The organism is Sphingomonas eleionomae, assembly GCF_049889035.1.
Lineage (GTDB): Bacteria > Pseudomonadota > Alphaproteobacteria > Sphingomonadales > Sphingomonadaceae > Sphingomonas.
Window position 1 is genome coordinate 240,014 of the sequence record NZ_JBLTWP010000003.1, and the last position, 18,806, is coordinate 258,819.

Genomic DNA, 18,806 nt, shown 5'->3' on the forward strand with positions numbered 1-18,806 from the left:
GGACTGACCGGCTTGCCCCGCTGATCGGCGGGGTTCATCCTTTGTTCCAATTCCCGATTCGGAGGAGGAATGGATGGTGGCCGATCTGATCCTGTACACCAACCCGCATTCGCGCGGGCGCATCGCCCGCTGGGCGATGGAAGAGGTGGGGGAGCCCTATGACGTCGTCGTGCTCGATTACGAGACGACGATGAAGGGGCCGGACTACCTGGCGATCAATCCGATGGGCAAGGTGCCCGCGCTGGTCCATCGCGGCCTGGTCGTCACCGAATGTGCGGCAATCTGTGCCTATCTGGCCGACAGTTTTCCGGACAGGGGGCTGGGGCCGATGGCGGCGGAGCGGGCGGATTATTTCCGCTGGCTGTTCTTTGCCGCCGGACCGGCCGAGGCAGCGATCACCAACCGCTATGCGAAGTTCGAGCCCGATGCCGAGCAGGGACGTATGTTCGGCTATGGCAGCTTCGACCGGATGGCCGAAGTGCTGGCCGATGCGGTCGCCACGCGCCCCTATATCGCGGGGGACCGGTTCACGCTGGCCGATGTGTATGTCGGCGCGCAGATCGGATGGGGCGTGCAGTTCGGCACGCTGCCCCGGCATTACAGTTTCGTCGCCTATTGGGACCGGCTGAAGGATCGCCCCGCCCATCGCCGCGCAGCGTCGCTGGACGACGAACTGGCGGCAAAGGCGAAGGCGGCGGGTTGAGCCTTACAGGGCGACCAGCGAACCGGCAGCCGCGCCCCCGGCGATCAGCAGCGGCGCAACCCAGCGCCCCCGGATCCGCCACACGATCGCCAGCGCGATGCCGAACAGGAGGATCGCCGGCACCGGCTGGCTGTTCCGGCCGGCAACCGTGAGGCCAAGGTCGATCAGCGTCGCTGCGATCACCCCGACCACGGCCGCAGCCAACCCGGCCAGCCAGCGGTGCAGCGCCCGATTTTCGACCAGTGATTCCAGCCGCTCGAAAAACACCAGGGAAAAGGCAAAGGCGGGCAGGAACATGCCGGCCGTGATTGCCAGCGCCCCCGCCATGCCGCCCGCGACATAGCCGGTAAAGGTTGCAAAGATGACGAGCGGCGCTGGCATGATGTTGGCCACCGCCACCCCGTCCAGAAACGCCGCGTCGTTCAACCAGCCGCGCTGGACCGTATCGGCGCGGACATAGGGGATGGCGGTATAGGCCCCGCCAAAGGTGAGCAGCCCGCCCTTCAGCCCCGCGATGAACAGGGCCAGCGTCGTCGCAGTCGATGGCGCGGATGCAGCCTGTGTCGGCGTTGCGCCGCCCATGCCATGCGCCATCCATGCCGCCGCCACCGCCGCGATCAGGACCAGCGGCCAGGCCCATCGCCGCTCGCCAGCGGCATAGGCCGCCCCGCCCGCTACCAGCGGGATCCAGAAGGGAACGCCCGCGATGGTTGCGGCAAGCGACAGCGCGGCGATGATCCACAGCGGCCGGTTTTCCAGGATATGCCCGCCAATCCGCTGCACCGCACGGGCGATGATCGCCAGCACCACGATCTGGACGCCCAGGAACAGCCCGGACAGCCCGTCGATGGTGCCAACCCAGCGCTGATAGCTCCATGCCGCGACCAGCATCAGGACAAGCCCCGGCAGCATGAAGCCCAGTCCGGCAAGCACGCCGCCGATCCGCCCGCGCGCAACCATGCCCAGATGCACGCACAGCTCATGCGCCTCCGGCCCCGGCAGCACCTGCATCACCGCGAGCAGGCGGTTGAATCGGGCGGGCGATATCCAGCGTTCCTCCTCGACCAGCGCCTGGCGGATCATCGCGATCTGGGCCACCGGTCCGCCAAAGGCGAGGCAGCCAAAGCGCAGGAACCGGAGGAACAACTGGCCAAGGCCGAGCGTGGTGGGGTTGACTGAACCGGACGAGTTCATGGCATGGTCGCTCCCGCCGCAAAATGCGGCATGATGGAGCGGCGCTTGGGCTGATGCCTGAACGGGCGACCGCATGGCCCGTGCGGATCAGATATCACGGTCATGCAATCCCGCAAGCCGCCGGCGTCAGTTTGCGGCGTCGAACTTGTCCGCCTTGCGCTTGCCGAACAGCAGCTTGCGTTCCAGTTCCTGACGCAGCGCGGCGTAATAGGCGTCCAGAAAGGCGCGATCCTGGCGGTCGTCGGGCCGGCCGATCTTGCGCCGGATGGTGGCGGCAACGGTGGTCAGCGCGTCGGCATCGCCTTGTCGCAACAGATCCTCCAGCCGTTGCAGCTCATATTGGCCGTACACCGCCAGCTCGGCCGGGGTGAACGGCGCGATGGCGGTGCCCGCTGGCCGCCGGTCGAGCAGTTCCGCGCCGATTTTCCGCCGCTCCGCCTCGACGACCCAGGTGCCCGCGATCAGATCGCCTGCCCGCATCCGGTCGCGGTTGAACAATGGAAAGAACAGGAAGATCAGCGTCCAGCCAAAACCGAACAGCGCGGCCCAGCCGCTGGAAAACCCCTCGACATGGGCGGCGGGGATCGCGCCCAGCGCCAGGAACAGCTCAATTTCGCGCATCATGTTGCGGGCGATCACCGCCCCGCTGGTCAGCCGCCCGCCATCGCGGCTGACGACGCGCAGCTTCATCAGCCGCTTGCCGGGCGTCGCCGCCCGCCGGCCGCTTTCGAACAGGATGAAATAGAAATTGCGCAGGACGAACGCGCCGATCATCCAGATCGCCAGCACGATGCCGCCCGCGCCCGTCATCGCGTTCAGCCCGGTCAGCAGGGCGATGACGGTGAAGACGATCAGCACGAACAGCATCACGATCAGGTCGAGGAAGAATGCCCCGGCCCGCGCACCCGCCGTGCCCAGCGTGATGTTGAGCGGCACGCCCTCTGGCGTCACCAGCCGCCGGGTGCGGGCCACATCGGTGGCGGCACGGCGGTGCGGGCGGGCCGGGCGACGATCAGCCATGCCGGACCCGCCGCCCGGCCAGTACGAAATAGCCGACCCAAAAAGTGAACATGGACAGGGCGATGGCAAATCGCGCCATGTCGGTCCGGATCAGCTGTCGGCCAAACCCTTCCAGCAGGGCCGCGACCGCCATCATGATGACGACGCCCATCATCACCGTTGCCGCCCGGCGCCCGGCGGCGGATGCGGCGGCGAGGCGGGTCAGCTCGCCCGGAAAGGCGACGGCGCGCCCGATGTGCAGGCCGGCGGCCCCGGCCAGAACGATGCCGAACAGTTCCGTCGATCCATGGATCATCAGCCATCCGGTCAGGCCCCAGCCCAGGCCGTGCGGGATATAGGCGGCATAAAATGCGCCCAGCGTCGTGGCGTTCGACGCGATCAGCAGCAGCGTCGGGATGCCAAAGGCAAAGCCGAGGGCAAAGGCAAAGATCGAAACGCGGGCATTGTTGCTGAACAGGAACGCGGCGAATACCTCCAGCCCGCCCTGATCGGGTGCATCGTACAGGCTGGCCCGCATGGTCGCCGCGCTGGCGGTCATGTTGCGTTGATCGGCAAATTGCTGGGGGACCAGCGCGTCGAACCATGCCGGGTCGTTTGCGACAAGGAAATAGCTGGCGATCGCGCTGGCGATGAACAGCGCGGTGATGATCAGGATTTCGGGCAGCAACCGGCGGACCATCGACGGCCAGCCATGGGCAAAGAAGCGGCCGATCTGACGCGACCATGGCTCGCGCGTGCCGTACAGCACGAAATAGGCGCGGGTCGACAACCCCTCCAAATACGCGATCAGTGCGGCATCGAGCGAGGTTTCGCGCGCCACCGACAGCGCGGACAGGGTGGCACGATACAGCCGCGGCAGTTCGATCAGGTCATCCGGGCCAAGCCGCCGCGCCGACTTGCCCTCAACGAGGTCGAGCAGCCGTTCCAGCCGGTGCCAGTCCGCCTCCCGCTCCGCACGGAAATGCCGGCTGGTAAAGATGGACAGGGCGCGCGGCGGCGCGGCGGAGGTGTCGTTCATGCCCGTTCCCTGATCTTCAGATAGCGTTCGACCAGCGCCAGGGCCATGTCGTCCGGTCCGGCCTCGATCACGTCGATGCCCGACCGGCGCAGGCGTTCGGCAACGATACGCCGTTCGCGCAGCAGGGTGTGGGCGATGGTGGATCGGACCACATCGTCCGCCCGGTTCGGCGGTTGATCGACCACGCTTTCCAGTTCGAGGTCGCGGAACAGCAGGACCAGCACCCGGTGCCGCCGCCGGAGCCGCTGAACCGCCGCCAGCATCAGTTCCGCGCCGGTCGGATCGGCAAATTCGGTGAACAGGATGATCAGCGACCGCCGCTCCAGCCGCTGATCCAGCGTGACCAGCGACAGGGTGAAATTGCTTTCATCGGTTCCGTAATCGATGGCGGCGGCCGCGCGGTGCAGTTCGGAAAAGCCGCGCGTTCCGGCCTGTGTCCCGCTGTCCGCCCGGGGCCGTGCGGCAAAGCCGAACAGGCGGGCACGGTCGCCGGCCTTCAGCGCGACGAACCCGGCCAACAGCGCGGCGGACACCGCCCGGTCGATGCGGGGCACATCACCCACCGGGTCGCTCATCGCACGGCCCGAATCGATGGCAAAGACGACGACATTTTCCCGTTCTGGCCGGTATTCGCGGGCCAGCAGCGCGTTCAGCCGGGCCGACGCCTTCCAGTCGATGGCACGGCGCGCCATACCCGGCTGAAAATCGGTCAGTGTCTGGAACTCCATACCGTCGCCCGCCTCTGGCCGCAGGCGATTGCCCGCCTGGCCGATGCGCTGAACCTGACGCATCCCCTGATCCCGCACGGGCGTCAGGTCGGGCAGGACCAGGATGTCGCGATCGGCGTCCCGCACCGCCTGCCGCCAGGCAAGACCCAGTGGGCCGGCGCGTCGCGCCCAGATGCGGCGGACAGATGCGGTGCCGCGCCGGGCCAGTCGGATGCTGGTGCCGGCATGGTCCACCGGCTCTGCCGGGCCTGTTGCCTCTACGGCAAAGGCGGTGGCGGCATCGTCGCTCCCCTGCGGCCCGGCAATGCGGGGCGACAGGTCGATCACCTCGCCCACCTGAGCCGTTGCGGGAGCATCCAGCACGAATTGCTGACCCGCAAAGCGGCGCGTGACCAGCCCGTCCATCAGCGTCAGCGCTATCAACAGCACGACCCAGGCCATGCCGATCATCCACCCGTCGGGCCGCACGATCCCGATCAGCAGCGCCACCGGCGCCGCTGCCACCATCAGGATCACCGCCCGCTGGGTGGGATAGATCACCGGGGCGCCTCGACGCTGTCGATGATCCCGGCGATGATGTCGTCCACCCGTCGGCCGTCGATTTCGGCGGCGGGGGACAGGATCAGGCGATGCCGCATCAGCGCAGGGGCCAGCCGCTTTACATCGTCGGGCAGCACATAATCGCGCCCGTCGAGCGCCGCCGCCGCGCGCGCCGCGCTGGCTAGGGCCGATGCCGCACGCGGCGATGCGCCGCTGGACAGATCGGGATGGCTGCGCGTCGCGCGGATCAGGTCGACGATATAATCGATCACCGTTTCCTTCAGCGTCACGGTGGACACCGCATCGACCGCGGCGGTGATGGCGGTATGATCCGCCACCTTTTCCACCCCGATATCCTCGGCACGCGGCGTGCCGGTGCGCACGCCATATTGGGCGACGATCGCGCGTTCCGCCTCGATGCCCGGATAGTCCACCGACACCTTGAACAGGAACCGGTCGAGCTGTGCCTCGGGCAGGGGATAGACGCCCTGTTGTTCGATCGGGTTCTGCGTCGCGATGACCGTAAAGCGGTTAGACAGCGGCTCTGTCTTGCCATCAATGGTGATGGCGCGTTCCTGCATCGCCTCCAGCAGCGCGGCCTGGGTCTTGGGCGGCGTGCGGTTGATTTCGTCCGCCAGCAGCAATTCGCAGAACACCGGCCCGCGGGTCAGGTTGAACGTCGATGTCTGGAAATTGAACAGGTTCGATCCGATGATGTCGCCGGGCATCAGGTCGGGCGTGAACTGGATGCGGCCGAAATCCAGGCCGAGCGTGCGGGCGAAACTTTGCGCCAGCAGCGTCTTTGCCGTGCCCGGGGGGCCTTCCAGCAGGACATGGCCGGCGGAAAACAGCGCGATGGTCATGAACCGGACGATGGCCGATTGATCGACCACTGCCTTTGCCACTTGTTCATCGATCGCGGCGCCAAGCTGGCGCACTTCCTCCAGGGTCATCGAGTCACGTTCCTTCGCCATTCATGAAGCGCCTGTGCCGCATCCAGCAATTCAGGCTCGGTCTGCGCCGCGGCGATTGCGCTGCGCAGGGTGGAATAGGGTCGCTCGCCATCGGGCGACAGGCTGTCGAGATGCGCCTCGACCTCTGCATCGGTCAGCATCCGGCCGGGCCGGGCGCGGCGCAGCACGATGTCGCGCATCGCATCGGCATAGGCAGCGCCGCTGGCCACGGTGCGCCCGGCCAGCCGGGTCAGCATCGCGACCGTGTCGATCAGCGCCAGCTTGCCAGCGGCAAAGGCCCGCTGTTCCCGCCGGGGCGGGCCAAAGCGGTTGGTCGTGGCCATACCCGCCAGCACCGCACCGCCGATCAGCGCCAGCGTCACCGCCAGAAAGGGCGGCGTGAACATCAGTTTCAGGACGTTGCGTTCGCCAGCGGCATAGAGCAGCGTCACGTCGAACGCGACGCCGCCGGGATCGTCTGGGTGCATCAGCGCCAGCATCTCCAGCGCAGCACGGGCATTGTCGCGGCGGCTCAATCCGAAATTGTTGAACAGGTCGGGGTCGGCGGCGACGAAGATGTCGCGGCCCTTCACCTTGGCGATCAGCGCGCCGCCCCTGCGCGCCTCGACCACGGTTTCCAGATTGCTGCCGGTAATCGTCTGAATGGCCCGTTCCGGCGGCTGGAACGTGCTGCGTGCGCCGTTCCATCGCGTCAGGATCGGTTCGGGCGGCCGCTGCATGATGGCGATTTTGCCGAACAGCGGGGGCAGCATCGCCGTCAGCCGCTTGGTTTCAACCAGGCCAGTGCGCGTCACCCGGTCGCGCAGCAGGGGGATGCCCGTCACCGTCCATTTGGGCAGGATGATCAGCGTCGGCCCCTCGACATTCTGCTCCGCATCGTCGTCATAATAGGTCCGCCGGGCGATCAGCGCCGCGACGTCCTCTGCCCGGGTATCGATCCGCGGCGTGGCGACCACGATGTCGGGGGTAAAAAGGTCGTCCGCCTTGCCAACGACGACCCGATCATAGGGGCCGGTCGCCTCGGTCAGTTCCATCAATGCGTGAAAGCCGATGCCGTTGCGGGCGTCGGCCCGCGCCTGAAGCCCGATCGCCCGGTCGATATCGGCCCCGAACCCGGTCAGCAACAGCGTCGCCATGGCAAGCAGCGCGCCGACGACGACCATCGTCACGACGGTGCGAACGGAAAAGGCAGGGGCGGTGCCAGTTGCCGCCATCACAAGCCCTTCAGCGCAAAGCGGGCATAATCGCCGCGCGCGCTTTCCCAGTCGGACCGGGCGAGCGCACGCCCTGCAAACAGGCTGCGTTCGACGACGGCAACGATCCGGCCGAATACCGGCCGCGCCTCACCCGGCAGCGCATCGAGCGCGGCGATATCGCGGCTGGTCTGGGACGGGCGGACGAGTTCGCCGCGCCATCGCTGAATATCCTCGATGCTGCGGTGAAGCAGCAGGCGCACCGCCTCTTCATACCGCCCGGCCGTGGCCAGCGCGTCCGCTTCGGCCAGCAACTGCCGTGCCGCGTCGGTGGTGGGTGCCCAGTGGACCGGTTCGGCCGCCTGTGCCCGCCGCCGGCGCAGATAGACCAGTTCCTTCAGCCGCTGACGCAGCGAGGGGACGGCCACCACGATCAACAGGACGATCAGCAGCGCCAGCACGATCCAGAACAGCCAGGACCAGACGGGTCCCGCCCATTCGATGAATCGCCCGATCGCGCCGATCAGGTCGAGCAGCCACTTGGGCGGGGGATCGGGTTTCACCTCCCTGAACGGCAGGTCGAACTGGATGCTGGGATCGGCGCGTACGCGGTCATAGGCACCGTCGAACCGGGCCGGATCGGGAAAGGGAGCTGGGGGCGCCGGGGCCGCTTGCGTCACATCGGGCGCATTGGTGACGGTCATCGACGCGGCTGTCCCCCGGCGCTGCGACTGTCGCAGCAACCTTGCCGGGTTATTGGAGCAAATGAACGATTTACACGCAATGCTTTTCGCGCCAGCTTCGCAAGGCCTGAAGACGACGGCCGAGATCATACCGGCCTCTTGGGGAACAGGGAGTAGATCGGGGTGCTTAATAAAATGACGCTGATGCGGTGCGCAGCGATGGCCGCTGCGTGCGCGCTGGCCGGGACGGCGATGTCCGCCACCGCTGCCGAGCGGGAGAAAAAGTCGGACGCAGCCAAGAAGGGCGGCGAAACCTATAACCGCGATCCTTTCCCGTCGACCTACAAGCCTTATCCGGGCGTGCCGACGCTGATCGTCAATGCCACCGTGCTGGACGGCGAGGGGCAGCAGATCGACGGCGGCGCAGTGCTGTTTGCGGATGGCAAGATCGTCGCGGTCGGGCCGAATGCCGCCGCGCTGAACGTGCCCGCCGGCACGACCACGATCGACGCCGCCGGCAAATGGGTCACCCCTGGCATTATCGACGTGCACAGCCATCTGGGCGATTATCCCAGCCCCGGCGTTGACGCGCATTCCGACGGCAATGAAGCGACCGGCCCGGTGACGGCGGATGTGTGGGCCGAACATTCGGTCTGGCCGCAGGACCCCGGCTTTTCGCGTGCGCTGGCCAATGGCGGCGTGACCGCGCTTCAGATCCTGCCCGGATCGGCCAACCTGATGGGCGGGCGGTCAGTGACGCTGAAGAATGTCTATGCCCGCACGGTGCAGGGAATGAAGTTTCCCGGCGCGCCATACGGCCTGAAAATGGCGTGCGGTGAGAACCCCAAGCGCGTCTATGGATCGCGCGGACGCCAGCCGTCGACCCGGATGGGCAATGTCGCGGTTGATCGGCAGACCTGGGCCAAGGCGCGCGAATATGATCGCAAATGGGACAAGTATGAAAAGGAGGGCGGCGAGGCACCGACCCGCGACATCGCCATGGACACGCTGCGCGGCGTGCTGGACGGCGAGATCATTGTGCACAACCACTGCTATCGCGCCGACGAAATGGCCATCGTCCTCGATATGGCCAAGGAGTTCGGCTACAAGCTGGGCACGTTCCACCACGCGGTGGAGGCGTACAAGATCGGCGACCTGTTGAAGGAACGCGATGCCTGTGCCGCCGTCTGGGCCGACTGGTGGGGCTTCAAGATGGAAAGCTATGACATGGTGCCGGAAAACCTGGCGCTGGTCGACCGTGCGGGCGCGTGCGCGATGATCCATTCGGACGATGCCAACGGCATCCAGCGGCTGAATCAGGAAGTCGCCAAGGTGCTGGCCGACGCCAAGCGGGCGGGCATGGACTACACCAAGGGGCAGGCATGGCGATGGCTGTCGCTGCACCCGGCAAAGGCGATGGGCATCGACAAGATGACCGGCAGCCTGGTCGCCGGAAAGATGGCGGACGTGGTGCTGTGGAACGGCGATCCGTTCAGCGTCTATACCCGCCCCGAACGGGTGTGGATCGACGGCGCGCTGATGTTCGACGCCAATAACCCCGCGCTTCGCCCCGTGTCCGATTTCGAGCTGGGCCAGCCCGGCGAGGGAGATGTGAAATGATCGCCCGCCTGATGTTTTCCGTGGCGGCGCTTGCGTTCGCCCTTCCTGCCGCTGCTCAGACGGTGGCCATCACCAATGCCAAGCTGGTCACCGGCGACGGCTCTGCGCCAAAGGACGGCGGCACCGTCGTCATCCAGAACGGCAAGGTCGTTGCCGCCGGGGTCGGCGTTGCCGTGCCGGCCGGTGTCAAGACCGTCGATGCCGGCGGCAAATGGGTGACCCCCGGCCTGGTCGCGGGCTTTACCCGCATGGGCATTGTCGAGGTGGATGCCGTCGGCGACACCAATGACACCAGCGCCAGCGGATCGCCGTTCAACGCAGCGATCGACATTGCCCCGGCGGTCAATCCGCGGGTCAGCGCCATGCAGCTGAACCGGGCAGAAGGGATCACCCGTGCCGTGGTCGCACCCGACACGGCGGGATCGATCTTTGCCGGGCAGGGCGCGGTCATCGACCTGGGCGTCGATACCGATCCTGTGACGCGGGCCAAGGCGTTCCAGTTCATGGAATATGGCGAGGCGGGCGCGCGTTCGGCGGGCGGCAGCCGCCCGGCGGCGCTGGCGATGCTGCGCAACACCCTGTTCGAGGTTAAGGCCTATGCCGCCAGCCCGGCGGCCTATCTGGACCGGGGCAAGGACGCGTTGCTGACCCGCGCCGATGCAGAGGCACTGGTCCCCGTGCTGAACGGCCGGCAGAAACTGCTGGTCCATGTCGAGCGCGCCGCGGATATGCGCACGCTGATCGCGATCAAGCGCGAATTTCCGACGCTGGACCTGGTGTTCGTCGGCGCCAGCGAGGGCTGGACGCTGGCCAGCGAGATCGCTGCGGCGGGGATTCCCGTGATGGCATCGGCGCTGGTCGACCTGCCCGAAAGCTTTGATCAGCTTGCCTCGACCCAGTCGAATATCGGCCGCATGGCCGCCGCCGGGGTGAAGATCGGCATTGGCATGATCAACGACAACGAGGCGCGTCAGGCGCATCTGGCCAAGCAATATGCCGGCAATCTGGTCGCGCTGACCAAGGTGCCGGGCGCATCCGGCTTGAGCTGGGGACAGGCGTTTGCCGCGATCAGTTCCGGCCCGGCGGCGGTGCTGGGGCTGACCGATATCGGATCGCTGGCCCCCGGCAAGCGCGGCGACGTCGTGATCTGGGACGGCGATCCGCTGGAAATCGGCTCTGCGGCGCAGGCGGTCTATATCGACGGGGTCGAACAGCCGCTGCAGAACCGGCAGACCCGCCTGTTCAAGCGGTATGCCCAGCCGCAGGAAGGCGCGTTGCCCAAGGCGTATGAACGGTAAGGCGGCCTGCGCCTAACCCCCTCCGATCGGGGAAGCCGACTTTTCGTCCAGATGGCGGCTTCCCCGGTTGTCCCGGCCGCGTGACCGGGCTAAGCGGCGGGCATGGGACTGCTCGGCTCGATCTTCACGTGGTGGAACGGCGCCACCTTTGGCACGCATATGGGTCTGCGCGGCAAGAAGCGCGTGGGTTCGGATGCACTCGGCAATGTCTATTACGAGGGCGGGCGCGATACCGCCGGTAATCCGCGCCGCTGGGTGATCTATTCCGGGGCCAATGATTCCAGCCGCGTGCCGCCCGACTGGTTCAGCTGGCTGCACCATCAGATCGAAGGGACGCCCGACGAATCGCTGCCGCCGGTGCGCGTGTTCGAAAAACCGGCGACGCCGAACCTGACCGGCACGGGCCTGGCCTATCGCCCGCCCGGCGCGCTGGAGGCGGGGGGGCGCCGCGCCCGCGCCACCGGCGATTATGAAGCATGGACGCCGGACGCTTGAGCCGAGGCTGGCTTGCCGCCACGGCCGGCGGTCTGATCCTGCTGGCCGGTGCGGGAACGGCGGCATGGTGGTTCTGGCCGGGCGCAACGCAGCGAACCGAAACAAAGGCGGTTGCCGAAAAGGGCACGGACGGGCTGGACGCCGCGCGCACGGACGTGGTGACCATGGCCAGCGCGCAGAGCCGCGACACGGCGGGTGCGACCCCGATGAACCAGCGCGTCGCCGTGCTGGGCCTGCTGAACAAGCGCAATGGCGAGACGCGCGATATCACGCTGCGTCCAGGCCAAGCGGTGCGCGCCGGGCCGGTAATCGTCCGCCTGCGGGCGTGCGAGGTGACCGCGCCGTGGGAGCCGGATCAATATACCGGCGCCTTTGTCCAGCTGGACGTACAGAACAGCGAGGGGCAATGGGGCCGCGCCTTTTCCGGATGGCTGTTCAAGGAACGACCCGCGCTGAACGTCGTCCAGCACCCGATTTATGATGTGTGGCCCAAGAGCTGCAAAATGACCTTGCCGGGTGCCGATGCACCCGCAACGCCCGATGGCGGGGACAGCCGGTCGAGCGCGCCGAAATCCCCCGAAGGCGAAGCTGGCGACGGCCCGGCCGGGGGTGCCGAACCGTCGGCCGCTCCGCCGCCCGCTCCCGCAGCCGGATCCAGTCCGCCCAGCGCCGCGCCCAGCAGGGACGAATAGCGCACGCGCGGGATTTCCACCGCGCCTAGCGTGGCAAGGTGATCCGTCTGAAACTGACAGTCGAGCAGGGTAAAGCCGCCGGTGCGCAGCCGTGCGACCAGCCAGGCCAGCGCCACTTTGGACGCATCGGTCGCCCGGCTGACCATGCTTTCCCCGAAAAACGCGCGGCCCAGCGCGAGGCCGTACAGCCCGCCGACCAGCCGGTCGTCCGCGTCCCACACCTCGACCGAATGGGCATGGCCCAGCGCGTGAAGGCGCAGGAAACAGCGTTCGATGGCGCTGTTGATCCAGGTGTCCGGCCGGTCGGGGGCGCTTTGCGCACACAGCTGGATGATGCCGGCGAAATCGCGGTCGGCGGTGACGCGAAACCGGTCCTGCCCGATCCGTTTCCTGAGCGATCGCGACAGGATCATGCCGTCCAGCGGCAGGATGCCGCGCCATTTGGGCTCCACCCAATAGACGCTGGCGGCATCGCGGTGATCGGCCATGGGAAACACGCCCATCGCATAGGCGCGGAGCACAACAACGGGGTCCAGTTCAGTCAGCGCACTCACGATCCCCAAGCTGCCGCAGCAGGGGACGGGGTGCAAGCATCGGGATGGCGGTGCAACGGATGCCGGGCGGGCCGGGGCATGAAAAAGGCCGCCGACTGGGGGTCGGCGGCCGATCGGATATTGGGTTGATTGACGCGCTTAAGCCTTGCAGGTCTGCTCGCCCTTGCCCGGCAGGGTGACGGTGACATTCTTGGCATCGCCGGCCAGCGAATAGCCGTCGGCCGTGAACGCCTCACCCGGCGCTGCGGAGCGCAGCTGGGTCGGCGTGCCCTTGGGGTCGGTCTTGATGTTCGCCAGCTTGTCGCCGTTGAAGAATTCGACATAGACCAGGCTGTTGTCCTTGCACCGGAACGTCACCGTTTCGCGGATCGACGGCGGCAGCTCGATCGGACCGGCCTTCTTCTTTGCCTCGGCATAGGGGTCGGGCGCGCGGCTGGAGACGACTTCCGGTTCGGACTGGCATGCGGCGAGGGTGGCAGCGGCCATGGCGGCTGCGGCGAGCAGGGGAAGCTTTTTCATGACGCGCAGTTGTTCGCTGATGCAGCACGGCGCGTCAACCCTTTTGGCCTCGCCGCGCCGCCGGCATTGATGCACCGCAGCGATGGTTTTCGTGCCCATGGCGGTCAATCGTGAAATTCATGCGCCTCCGGGATGCGGCCAAACGCAATTTTCGCACCCACCCGGTCGATCCGGCCGCCGCCCATCGGCCCGACCGATACGGCGTGGCGCCCGAATTTCTCGTTGATCCGATCCATCGCCCGCGACAGTTTCAGCGTGCGCGTTTCGCGGGCCAGCGGATCATCGGGGTCCAGCGCGCCGAACAGGCTGCCCTGTTCCCCGGCCACCGGCTCGATCTCCATCAGCGTGACGCCGATCATCCGCACCTGAACCCCGCGCGGCCGTTCCGCTGACGCGGCGCGCAGCCGGGGGATCAGCTGATCGAGCGCGGACAGCACGACGAAACTGTCCTGTGTGGCGGGCAGCTTGATGCTCGTCTGAAACTTCGCCTTGTCCTCGAACCGGGCGTGAAGGACGAGCAGGCGGCTGACATGGCCCTTGCGCCGCAACCGGCTTGCGGCTTTCAGCGCCAGGCGGCGGGCGGTCAGCCGCACCGGTTCCGGCCCGCGCTTTTGCGGGGACAGGACATGGCTGTGCCCGATGGTGCGCGACTGGGTCGGCTTTTCGGGCAGGTCGACGCCGTGCAGCAGATACCATAGCCGGTCGCCATTGGTGCCGCCCCAGGCCGTACCCGCATCGCGCGGCCGCCGGGCGCACAGCTGGCGGATGTCGAGCACGCCGTCGCGTGCCAGCCGCCGCTCCATCTTGGCCCCGATTCCGGCAATGTCGCGCAGCGACAGGTCGTACAGCCGTTCGGGCAGTTCATGCCCCTCGAACACCACCAGCCCGTCCGGCTTTTGCAGATCGCTGGCCAGTTTCGCCAGCAGCCGGTTGGGCGCGATACCCACCGAACTGGTCAGGCATTCGCCGACATTGCCGCGGATCCCGGCCTTGATCCGGTGCGCCAGTGCAATCGCCTGTTCCCGGCTGTTTTCATTGTCGAGCAGGCGGCAGGCGACTTCGTCGATCGAGCAGACCCGCGTGACCGGGATGTGCCGCCACACCTCTGCCACCACCGCTTCGTGTACCGCGACATACCGGTCGTGGCGGGCGGGGGTGATGATGATGTCGGGGCATTTGCGCTTTGCCTCCCACACCGGGGTGCCCGTCGAAATGCCGAATTTCTTGGCCTGAACCGACGCGGCGATGGCAACCGTCGTGTCGCTGTCCACCGGGGCGACGATCAGCGGACGGCCCCGAAAAGCGGGATTATCCTGTTGCTCGACGCTGGCGAAATAGCTGTTGAGATCAAGGAACAGCCAGCGCAGCGGGCGCGGGGGAAGGTCGGGACGACTCGACATGACGCGTGGAACAATAGCAGAACATCGCCGGGCCGGAGAACCGAAAATCAAGGCATTGCGCGATCGGGAAAATCAGCACGCGCATTTTCCGCACAAAGCGGCTATGGACCCGGTCGAACGGCCTTGCGCCGCCATGGACGGGTGAGCGAGAGGCCCTGTTCCGGCGACGGGCGAGCCACCCCTTTTCCTCCCGCCCCGCACGTCCGTGCCGGGCAGACCTGTTGCGAGATCCATGTCCTTTTCCGAATTGCCGACCATCCTTGCCGACGCTCTGGCCGAGCGCGGCTATGCCGAACCCACTGCGGTGCAGGCCGCCGTCATCGCCGCCGATGCGGCCGGGCGCGACCTTATCGTTTCTGCCCAGACCGGATCGGGCAAGACCGTCGCGTTCGGCCTGGCCATGGCGGGCGACATCCTGGATGCGGACGGGGCCGCGCCGCCGGCCGAGCGCCCGCTGGCGCTGGTCATCGCGCCGACCCGCGAACTGGCGCTTCAGGTCAGCCGTGAACTGATGTGGCTTTATGCCAAGGCGGGGGCGCGGGTCGTCACCTGCGTCGGCGGCATGGACCAGTCAAAGGAACGGCGCGCGCTTCGCGGGGGCGCGCATATCGTCGTCGGCACGCCGGGGCGGCTGCGCGATCACCTGGAGCGCGGGGCGCTGGACCTGTCGGACCTGCGTGCCGTGGTGCTGGACGAGGCGGACGAGATGCTCGACATGGGCTTTCGCGACGATCTTGAGCAGATCCTGGACGGCACGCCAGAGGGGCGGCGGACGCTGCTGTTTTCGGCCACCATGCCGGGGCCGATCGTTGCGCTGGCCCGCCGGTATCAGCGCGATGCCCTGCGCATTTCCACGGTCGGGGCGGATCGCGGTCATGGCGACATCGCCTATCAGGCGGTGACCGTCGCGCCGGCGGAGATCGAGGCGGCGGTCGTCAACCTGCTGCGCTATCACGAAGCGGAAACGGCGATCCTGTTCTGTGCCACGCGCGACAATGTGCGCCATCTGCACGCGACGCTGCAGGAACGCGGCTTTGGCGTCGTTGCGCTGTCGGGCGAACATAGCCAGTCGGAACGCAATCATGCGCTGCAGGCGCTGCGCGACCGGCGGGCGCGGGTGTGCGTGGCGACGGACGTGGCGGCGCGCGGCATCGACCTGCCGACGCTGAGCCTGGTCATCCATGTCGAAATCCCCCGCGATGCCGAAACGCTGCAGCATCGGTCGGGTCGCACGGGCCGGGCGGGGAAAAAGGGGACGGCGGTGCTGATCGTGCCCTATCCCCGTCGCCGCCGGGTCGAATCGATGCTGCGCGGCGCGCGCATCGCCGCCGAATGGATCGATGCGCCGACCGCCGATGCGATCCGGGAACAGGATCGCGAACGGCTGATCGCCGCGCTGCTCGCCCCGGTCGAGGTGGATGACGAGGATCGGGCGCTGGCCGCGCGCCTGCTGGCCGAACGGTCGGCAGAGGACATCGCCGCCGCGCTGGTGCGCGCCCACCGCGCCGCCATGCCGCAGCCGGAGGAGCTGATCGAAAACACGCCGGAAGCGCGGCGAGAGGCGCAGGCCGAGCGCCACCGCCCGGGGTTCGAGGATACGGTGTGGTTCCGCGTCGATATCGGCCGCCGCCAGAATGCCGATGCGCGATGGATCCTGCCGCTGATCTGCCGCCGCGGGCACATCACGAAGAACGAGGTCGGCGCAATCCGCATCGGCCAGCACGAAACGCATTTCCAGGTGCCCCGTGCCATCGCCGCCAAATTCCAGGCAGCGGTCATCCGCACCGGCCAGACCGAAGGCGATGAGGATGTGGTGCGGATCGAGCCTGCCGAGGGCGGGCCGGAGGGGCATGTGCGCGGCGATCATCGCGCCGGGCCGCCGCGCGGTCGCCCGACGCTGCACCGGGCGCAGCCCAGCCGCCCGGCAGGCCCGCCGCGCGGCGGACCCAAGCCGTTCCGCAAGGGACCGGGCGGCAAGCCCGCGCATCGGGGTCCGCGTCCCAAATGACCGTCAAGATCCTCGTCGACGCCGACGCCTGTCCGGTGAAGGACGAGATCTATAAAGTGGCGTGGCGGCACGAGGTGCCCGTGACTGTCGTCAGCAACAGTCATCTGCGCGTGCCCGATCACCCGCTGATCGCCCGGGTGGTGGTCAGTGACGGGTTCGACGCGGCGGACGACTGGATCGCGGCGGCCGGCGATGCGGCCAGCATCGTCGTCACCGCCGACATCCTGCTTGCCGACCGTTGCCTTAAGACCGGGGCTACCGTCATCGCCCCGACCGGGCGGCCGTTCACGACCAGCTCGATCGGGGCAGCGATCGCCACCCGTGCGATCATGGCCGACCTGCGCGCGGGGGGCGACCAGATCGGCGGGCCAAAGCCGTTCGGCAAAGCGGATCGGTCCGCCTTTCTGCAGGCGCTGGACACCGCAATCGTTCGGTTGCGGCGCCGCTGACGGACTTGCATCCCGCCGGGCGGTGGTCCATCGCGCGACGGACGGGTTCGTGAACCATTTGTGACGGCGGAGGGGTTTTCCGTGACAGAAATGTTGCAATGCGCCCCGCTGCGGCGGGCGGGCGGAGCGCTTGCCATCGGGGCCATGGCGCTGTTCCTGCCGGTCGATGCGGCGCGTGCCCAGACGGTCGAGGAACTGCAGCGACAGATTGACGAGCTGAAGGCGACGGTCGCCGAATTGAAGGCCGCTCTGGCCGCCCAACCCGCATCCCCACCGCCTCTGCCGCTGCCGCCACCCCAGCCGGCCATTGCTGCTGCACCGCCGGTGGCCGTCGCGCCCGCGGCACCCGCCGCACCGGTTTCAGTTGCGGTGACCGGGGACAAGCCGCGATCCCCGCACTGGTATGAACGCATCCGCCTGCGCGGTTATGCCCAGTTGCGGCTGAGCGAGATCGTGGCGGGCGATGCAACGGCACCGGCCGGCGTTTCGCGGCTGCGATCCGTAGCCGATGGCGGGATCAGCGACCGCGGCAATTTCAGTTTCCGGCGCATCCGCCTGGTCATGCAGGGCGATCTGAGCGACCGGCTGTCCTTTTACTTCCAGCCCGATTTCGCCGTCGCGGTCAGCAACCAGACGGCGGGCGAACCGCGCGAGGCCTATGTCCAGCTGCGTGATGCCTATGTCGACTGGTTCCTGGACGACGCCAAAAGCTGGCAGGTGCGGTTCGGTCAGGCAAAGGTGCCGTTCGGATGGGAAAACCTGCAATCCTCGTCTAACCGCGTGCCCATCGACCGGACGGATGCGATCAACAGCGCGGTGCCGGGCGAGCGGGATATCGGCGTCACCCTGTTCTACACGCCGCCCCTGTTTCAGCGGATCTGGGACCGACTGGAAAAGGATGGGCAGAAGCTGTTCGGCAATTACGGCGCGTTCAGCCTGTCGGTCTATAACGGACAGGGGACCAATCGCCGGGAAAGCAACAACGGCCTGATGACCGTGGCCATGGCGACATGGCCCATCGAACTTGGCGGCGCGCTGGACGGACAGGTGATCGAACTGGGCGGGGCGCTGCTGCGCAACGATTTCCAGCCGGAATTGCGCAGCGGCGGCGTGAGCGCCACGGCGTTCCGCGAGGAGCGGGCGGGGCTGCACGCAATCCTGTATCCCCAGCCATTCGGCATCCAGGCGGAATGGAACTGGGGCAAGGGGCCGGAATATGACGCGGTGATCGGCGCCATTGCCGAAAAGCCGCTGACCGGCGGTTATGTGCAGACCATGTTCCGCATCAAGGACAGCCCGCTGGGCGAGGTCACGCCCTTTGCCCGCTGGCAGCATTATCGCGGCGGGTGGAAGGCCGCGCTGAACGCGCCCCGGCTGGAAACCGACGATTGGGAAGTCGGGGCGGAATTCCAGTTCGCCGATCCCATCGAGCTGACGCTGGCCTATGCCCATATGCGCCGGCGCGAGGCGGACGAGCGGCGCACCGGCCAGGCGGAGGGCGACGTGATCCGCGCCCAGCTGCAATGGAATTACTAGCGCAGGGGTTAGCCCGAAGCCAATCTACACCAACGCCCCACGCCTCGCTCATCCTGAGCCTGTCGAAGGATGCTCACACCGGCCATCATCGTTGGGATGCGTCCTTCGACAGGCTCAGGACGAGCGGGCTTTAGGGATTGCGAGCTGCCCTGAGCAGCCAACTCCCGAACATCTCGGCTATC

Annotated in this window: 17 protein-coding genes and 1 pseudogene; 8 read left to right on the plus strand and 10 right to left on the minus strand. The window is 67.4% G+C overall.

Annotated elements, in window-relative coordinates; translation table 11 throughout:
• The first annotated feature begins 73 nt into the window (after positions 1-73).
• Positions 74-703: a glutathione S-transferase family protein gene (locus ACNI3Q_RS09350; RefSeq protein WP_426276051.1), complete on the plus strand. Its 630-nt coding sequence runs from the start codon at positions 74-76 to the stop codon at positions 701-703.
• Positions 704-706: 3 nt separating this feature from the next.
• Here the strand turns inward: ACNI3Q_RS09350 and chrA are convergent, their stop codons facing one another.
• The 7 genes from chrA to ACNI3Q_RS09385 all read right to left on the minus strand — a co-directional run bounded on the left by chrA (position 707) and on the right by ACNI3Q_RS09385 (position 8,074).
• On the minus strand, positions 707-1,897 hold the full coding sequence (chrA, locus tag ACNI3Q_RS09355; protein ID WP_426276053.1) for a chromate efflux transporter: 1,191 nt from the start codon (positions 1,895-1,897) through the stop codon (positions 707-709).
• A 126-nt stretch (positions 1,898-2,023) separates the two neighbouring features.
• Entirely contained in the window at positions 2,024-2,917 is an 894-nt protein-coding gene (locus ACNI3Q_RS09360; protein ID WP_426276055.1) for an RDD family protein, read from the minus strand.
• Positions 2,910-3,935, minus strand: a complete 1,026-nt coding sequence (locus tag ACNI3Q_RS09365) for a stage II sporulation protein M (RefSeq protein WP_426276057.1) — start codon at positions 3,933-3,935, stop codon at positions 2,910-2,912. Before ACNI3Q_RS09365 ends, ACNI3Q_RS09360 begins: the two co-directional genes overlap by 8 nt.
• The gene (locus tag ACNI3Q_RS09370; RefSeq protein WP_426276059.1) at positions 3,932-5,203 is read right to left on the minus strand and encodes a DUF58 domain-containing protein; all 1,272 of its coding nucleotides are present in this window, start codon (positions 5,201-5,203) and stop codon (positions 3,932-3,934) included. Before ACNI3Q_RS09370 ends, ACNI3Q_RS09365 begins: the two co-directional genes overlap by 4 nt.
• Positions 5,200-6,156: an AAA family ATPase gene (locus tag ACNI3Q_RS09375; RefSeq protein WP_426276061.1), complete on the minus strand. Its 957-nt coding sequence runs from the start codon at positions 6,154-6,156 to the stop codon at positions 5,200-5,202. The genes ACNI3Q_RS09370 and ACNI3Q_RS09375 overlap by 4 nt, the downstream gene beginning before the upstream one ends.
• Positions 6,153-7,391 carry a hypothetical protein gene (locus ACNI3Q_RS09380; RefSeq protein WP_426276063.1) on the minus strand — a complete coding sequence of 413 codons (1,239 nt, stop codon included), beginning with the start codon at positions 7,389-7,391 and terminating at the stop codon, positions 6,153-6,155. The genes ACNI3Q_RS09375 and ACNI3Q_RS09380 overlap by 4 nt, the downstream gene beginning before the upstream one ends.
• Positions 7,391-8,074 (minus strand): DUF4129 domain-containing protein, encoded by a 684-nt coding sequence (locus ACNI3Q_RS09385; RefSeq protein ID WP_426276065.1) that lies wholly within the window; start codon positions 8,072-8,074, stop codon positions 7,391-7,393. The genes ACNI3Q_RS09380 and ACNI3Q_RS09385 overlap by 1 nt, the downstream gene beginning before the upstream one ends.
• A 174-nt stretch (positions 8,075-8,248) precedes the next feature.
• On the opposite strand from ACNI3Q_RS09385, the gene ACNI3Q_RS09390 reads away from it, so the two are divergent.
• The 4 genes and pseudogenes from ACNI3Q_RS09390 to ACNI3Q_RS09405 form a co-directional block, all read left to right on the plus strand.
• On the plus strand, positions 8,249-9,673 hold the full coding sequence (locus ACNI3Q_RS09390; RefSeq protein ID WP_426276067.1) for an amidohydrolase: 1,425 nt from the start codon (positions 8,249-8,251) through the stop codon (positions 9,671-9,673).
• Positions 9,670-10,971, plus strand: a complete 1,302-nt coding sequence (locus tag ACNI3Q_RS09395) for an amidohydrolase family protein (protein ID WP_426276069.1) — start codon at positions 9,670-9,672, stop codon at positions 10,969-10,971. The genes ACNI3Q_RS09390 and ACNI3Q_RS09395 overlap by 4 nt, the downstream gene beginning before the upstream one ends.
• A gap of 102 nt (positions 10,972-11,073) precedes the next feature.
• Entirely contained in the window at positions 11,074-11,466 is a 393-nt protein-coding gene (locus ACNI3Q_RS09400) for an NADH:ubiquinone oxidoreductase subunit NDUFA12 (RefSeq protein ID WP_260021945.1), read from the plus strand.
• Positions 11,467-11,672: 206 nt separating this feature from the next.
• Positions 11,673-11,906 (plus strand): annotated as a pseudogene (locus ACNI3Q_RS09405) (DUF2155 domain-containing protein); the annotation flags it as partial.
• A gap of 35 nt (positions 11,907-11,941) precedes the next feature.
• Here ACNI3Q_RS09405 and aat read toward each other — a convergent pair.
• The 3 genes from aat to ACNI3Q_RS09420 all read right to left on the minus strand — a co-directional run bounded on the left by aat (position 11,942) and on the right by ACNI3Q_RS09420 (position 14,631).
• On the minus strand, positions 11,942-12,661 hold the full coding sequence (gene aat, locus ACNI3Q_RS09410) for a leucyl/phenylalanyl-tRNA--protein transferase (RefSeq protein WP_426276679.1): 720 nt from the start codon (positions 12,659-12,661) through the stop codon (positions 11,942-11,944).
• Between the two features lie 189 nt (positions 12,662-12,850).
• Positions 12,851-13,231, minus strand: a complete 381-nt coding sequence (locus ACNI3Q_RS09415) for a hypothetical protein (protein WP_426276071.1) — start codon at positions 13,229-13,231, stop codon at positions 12,851-12,853.
• A gap of 104 nt (positions 13,232-13,335) precedes the next feature.
• The gene (locus tag ACNI3Q_RS09420; protein ID WP_426276073.1) at positions 13,336-14,631 is read right to left on the minus strand and encodes a Y-family DNA polymerase; all 1,296 of its coding nucleotides are present in this window, start codon (positions 14,629-14,631) and stop codon (positions 13,336-13,338) included.
• Positions 14,632-14,863: 232 nt separating this feature from the next.
• Between ACNI3Q_RS09420 and ACNI3Q_RS09425 the strand changes: the two genes are divergently transcribed.
• The 3 genes from ACNI3Q_RS09425 (at position 14,864) to ACNI3Q_RS09435 (ending at position 18,624) form a co-directional block, all read left to right on the plus strand.
• Positions 14,864-16,639 carry a DEAD/DEAH box helicase gene (locus tag ACNI3Q_RS09425; RefSeq protein WP_426276075.1) on the plus strand — a complete coding sequence of 592 codons (1,776 nt, stop codon included), beginning with the start codon at positions 14,864-14,866 and terminating at the stop codon, positions 16,637-16,639.
• Positions 16,636-17,088, plus strand: a complete 453-nt coding sequence (locus ACNI3Q_RS09430) for a YaiI/YqxD family protein (RefSeq protein WP_426276077.1) — start codon at positions 16,636-16,638, stop codon at positions 17,086-17,088. The genes ACNI3Q_RS09425 and ACNI3Q_RS09430 overlap by 4 nt, the downstream gene beginning before the upstream one ends.
• A gap of 90 nt (positions 17,089-17,178) precedes the next feature.
• Entirely contained in the window at positions 17,179-18,624 is a 1,446-nt protein-coding gene (locus ACNI3Q_RS09435; protein ID WP_426276681.1) for a porin, read from the plus strand.
• Positions 18,625-18,806: the final 182 nt, after the last annotated feature.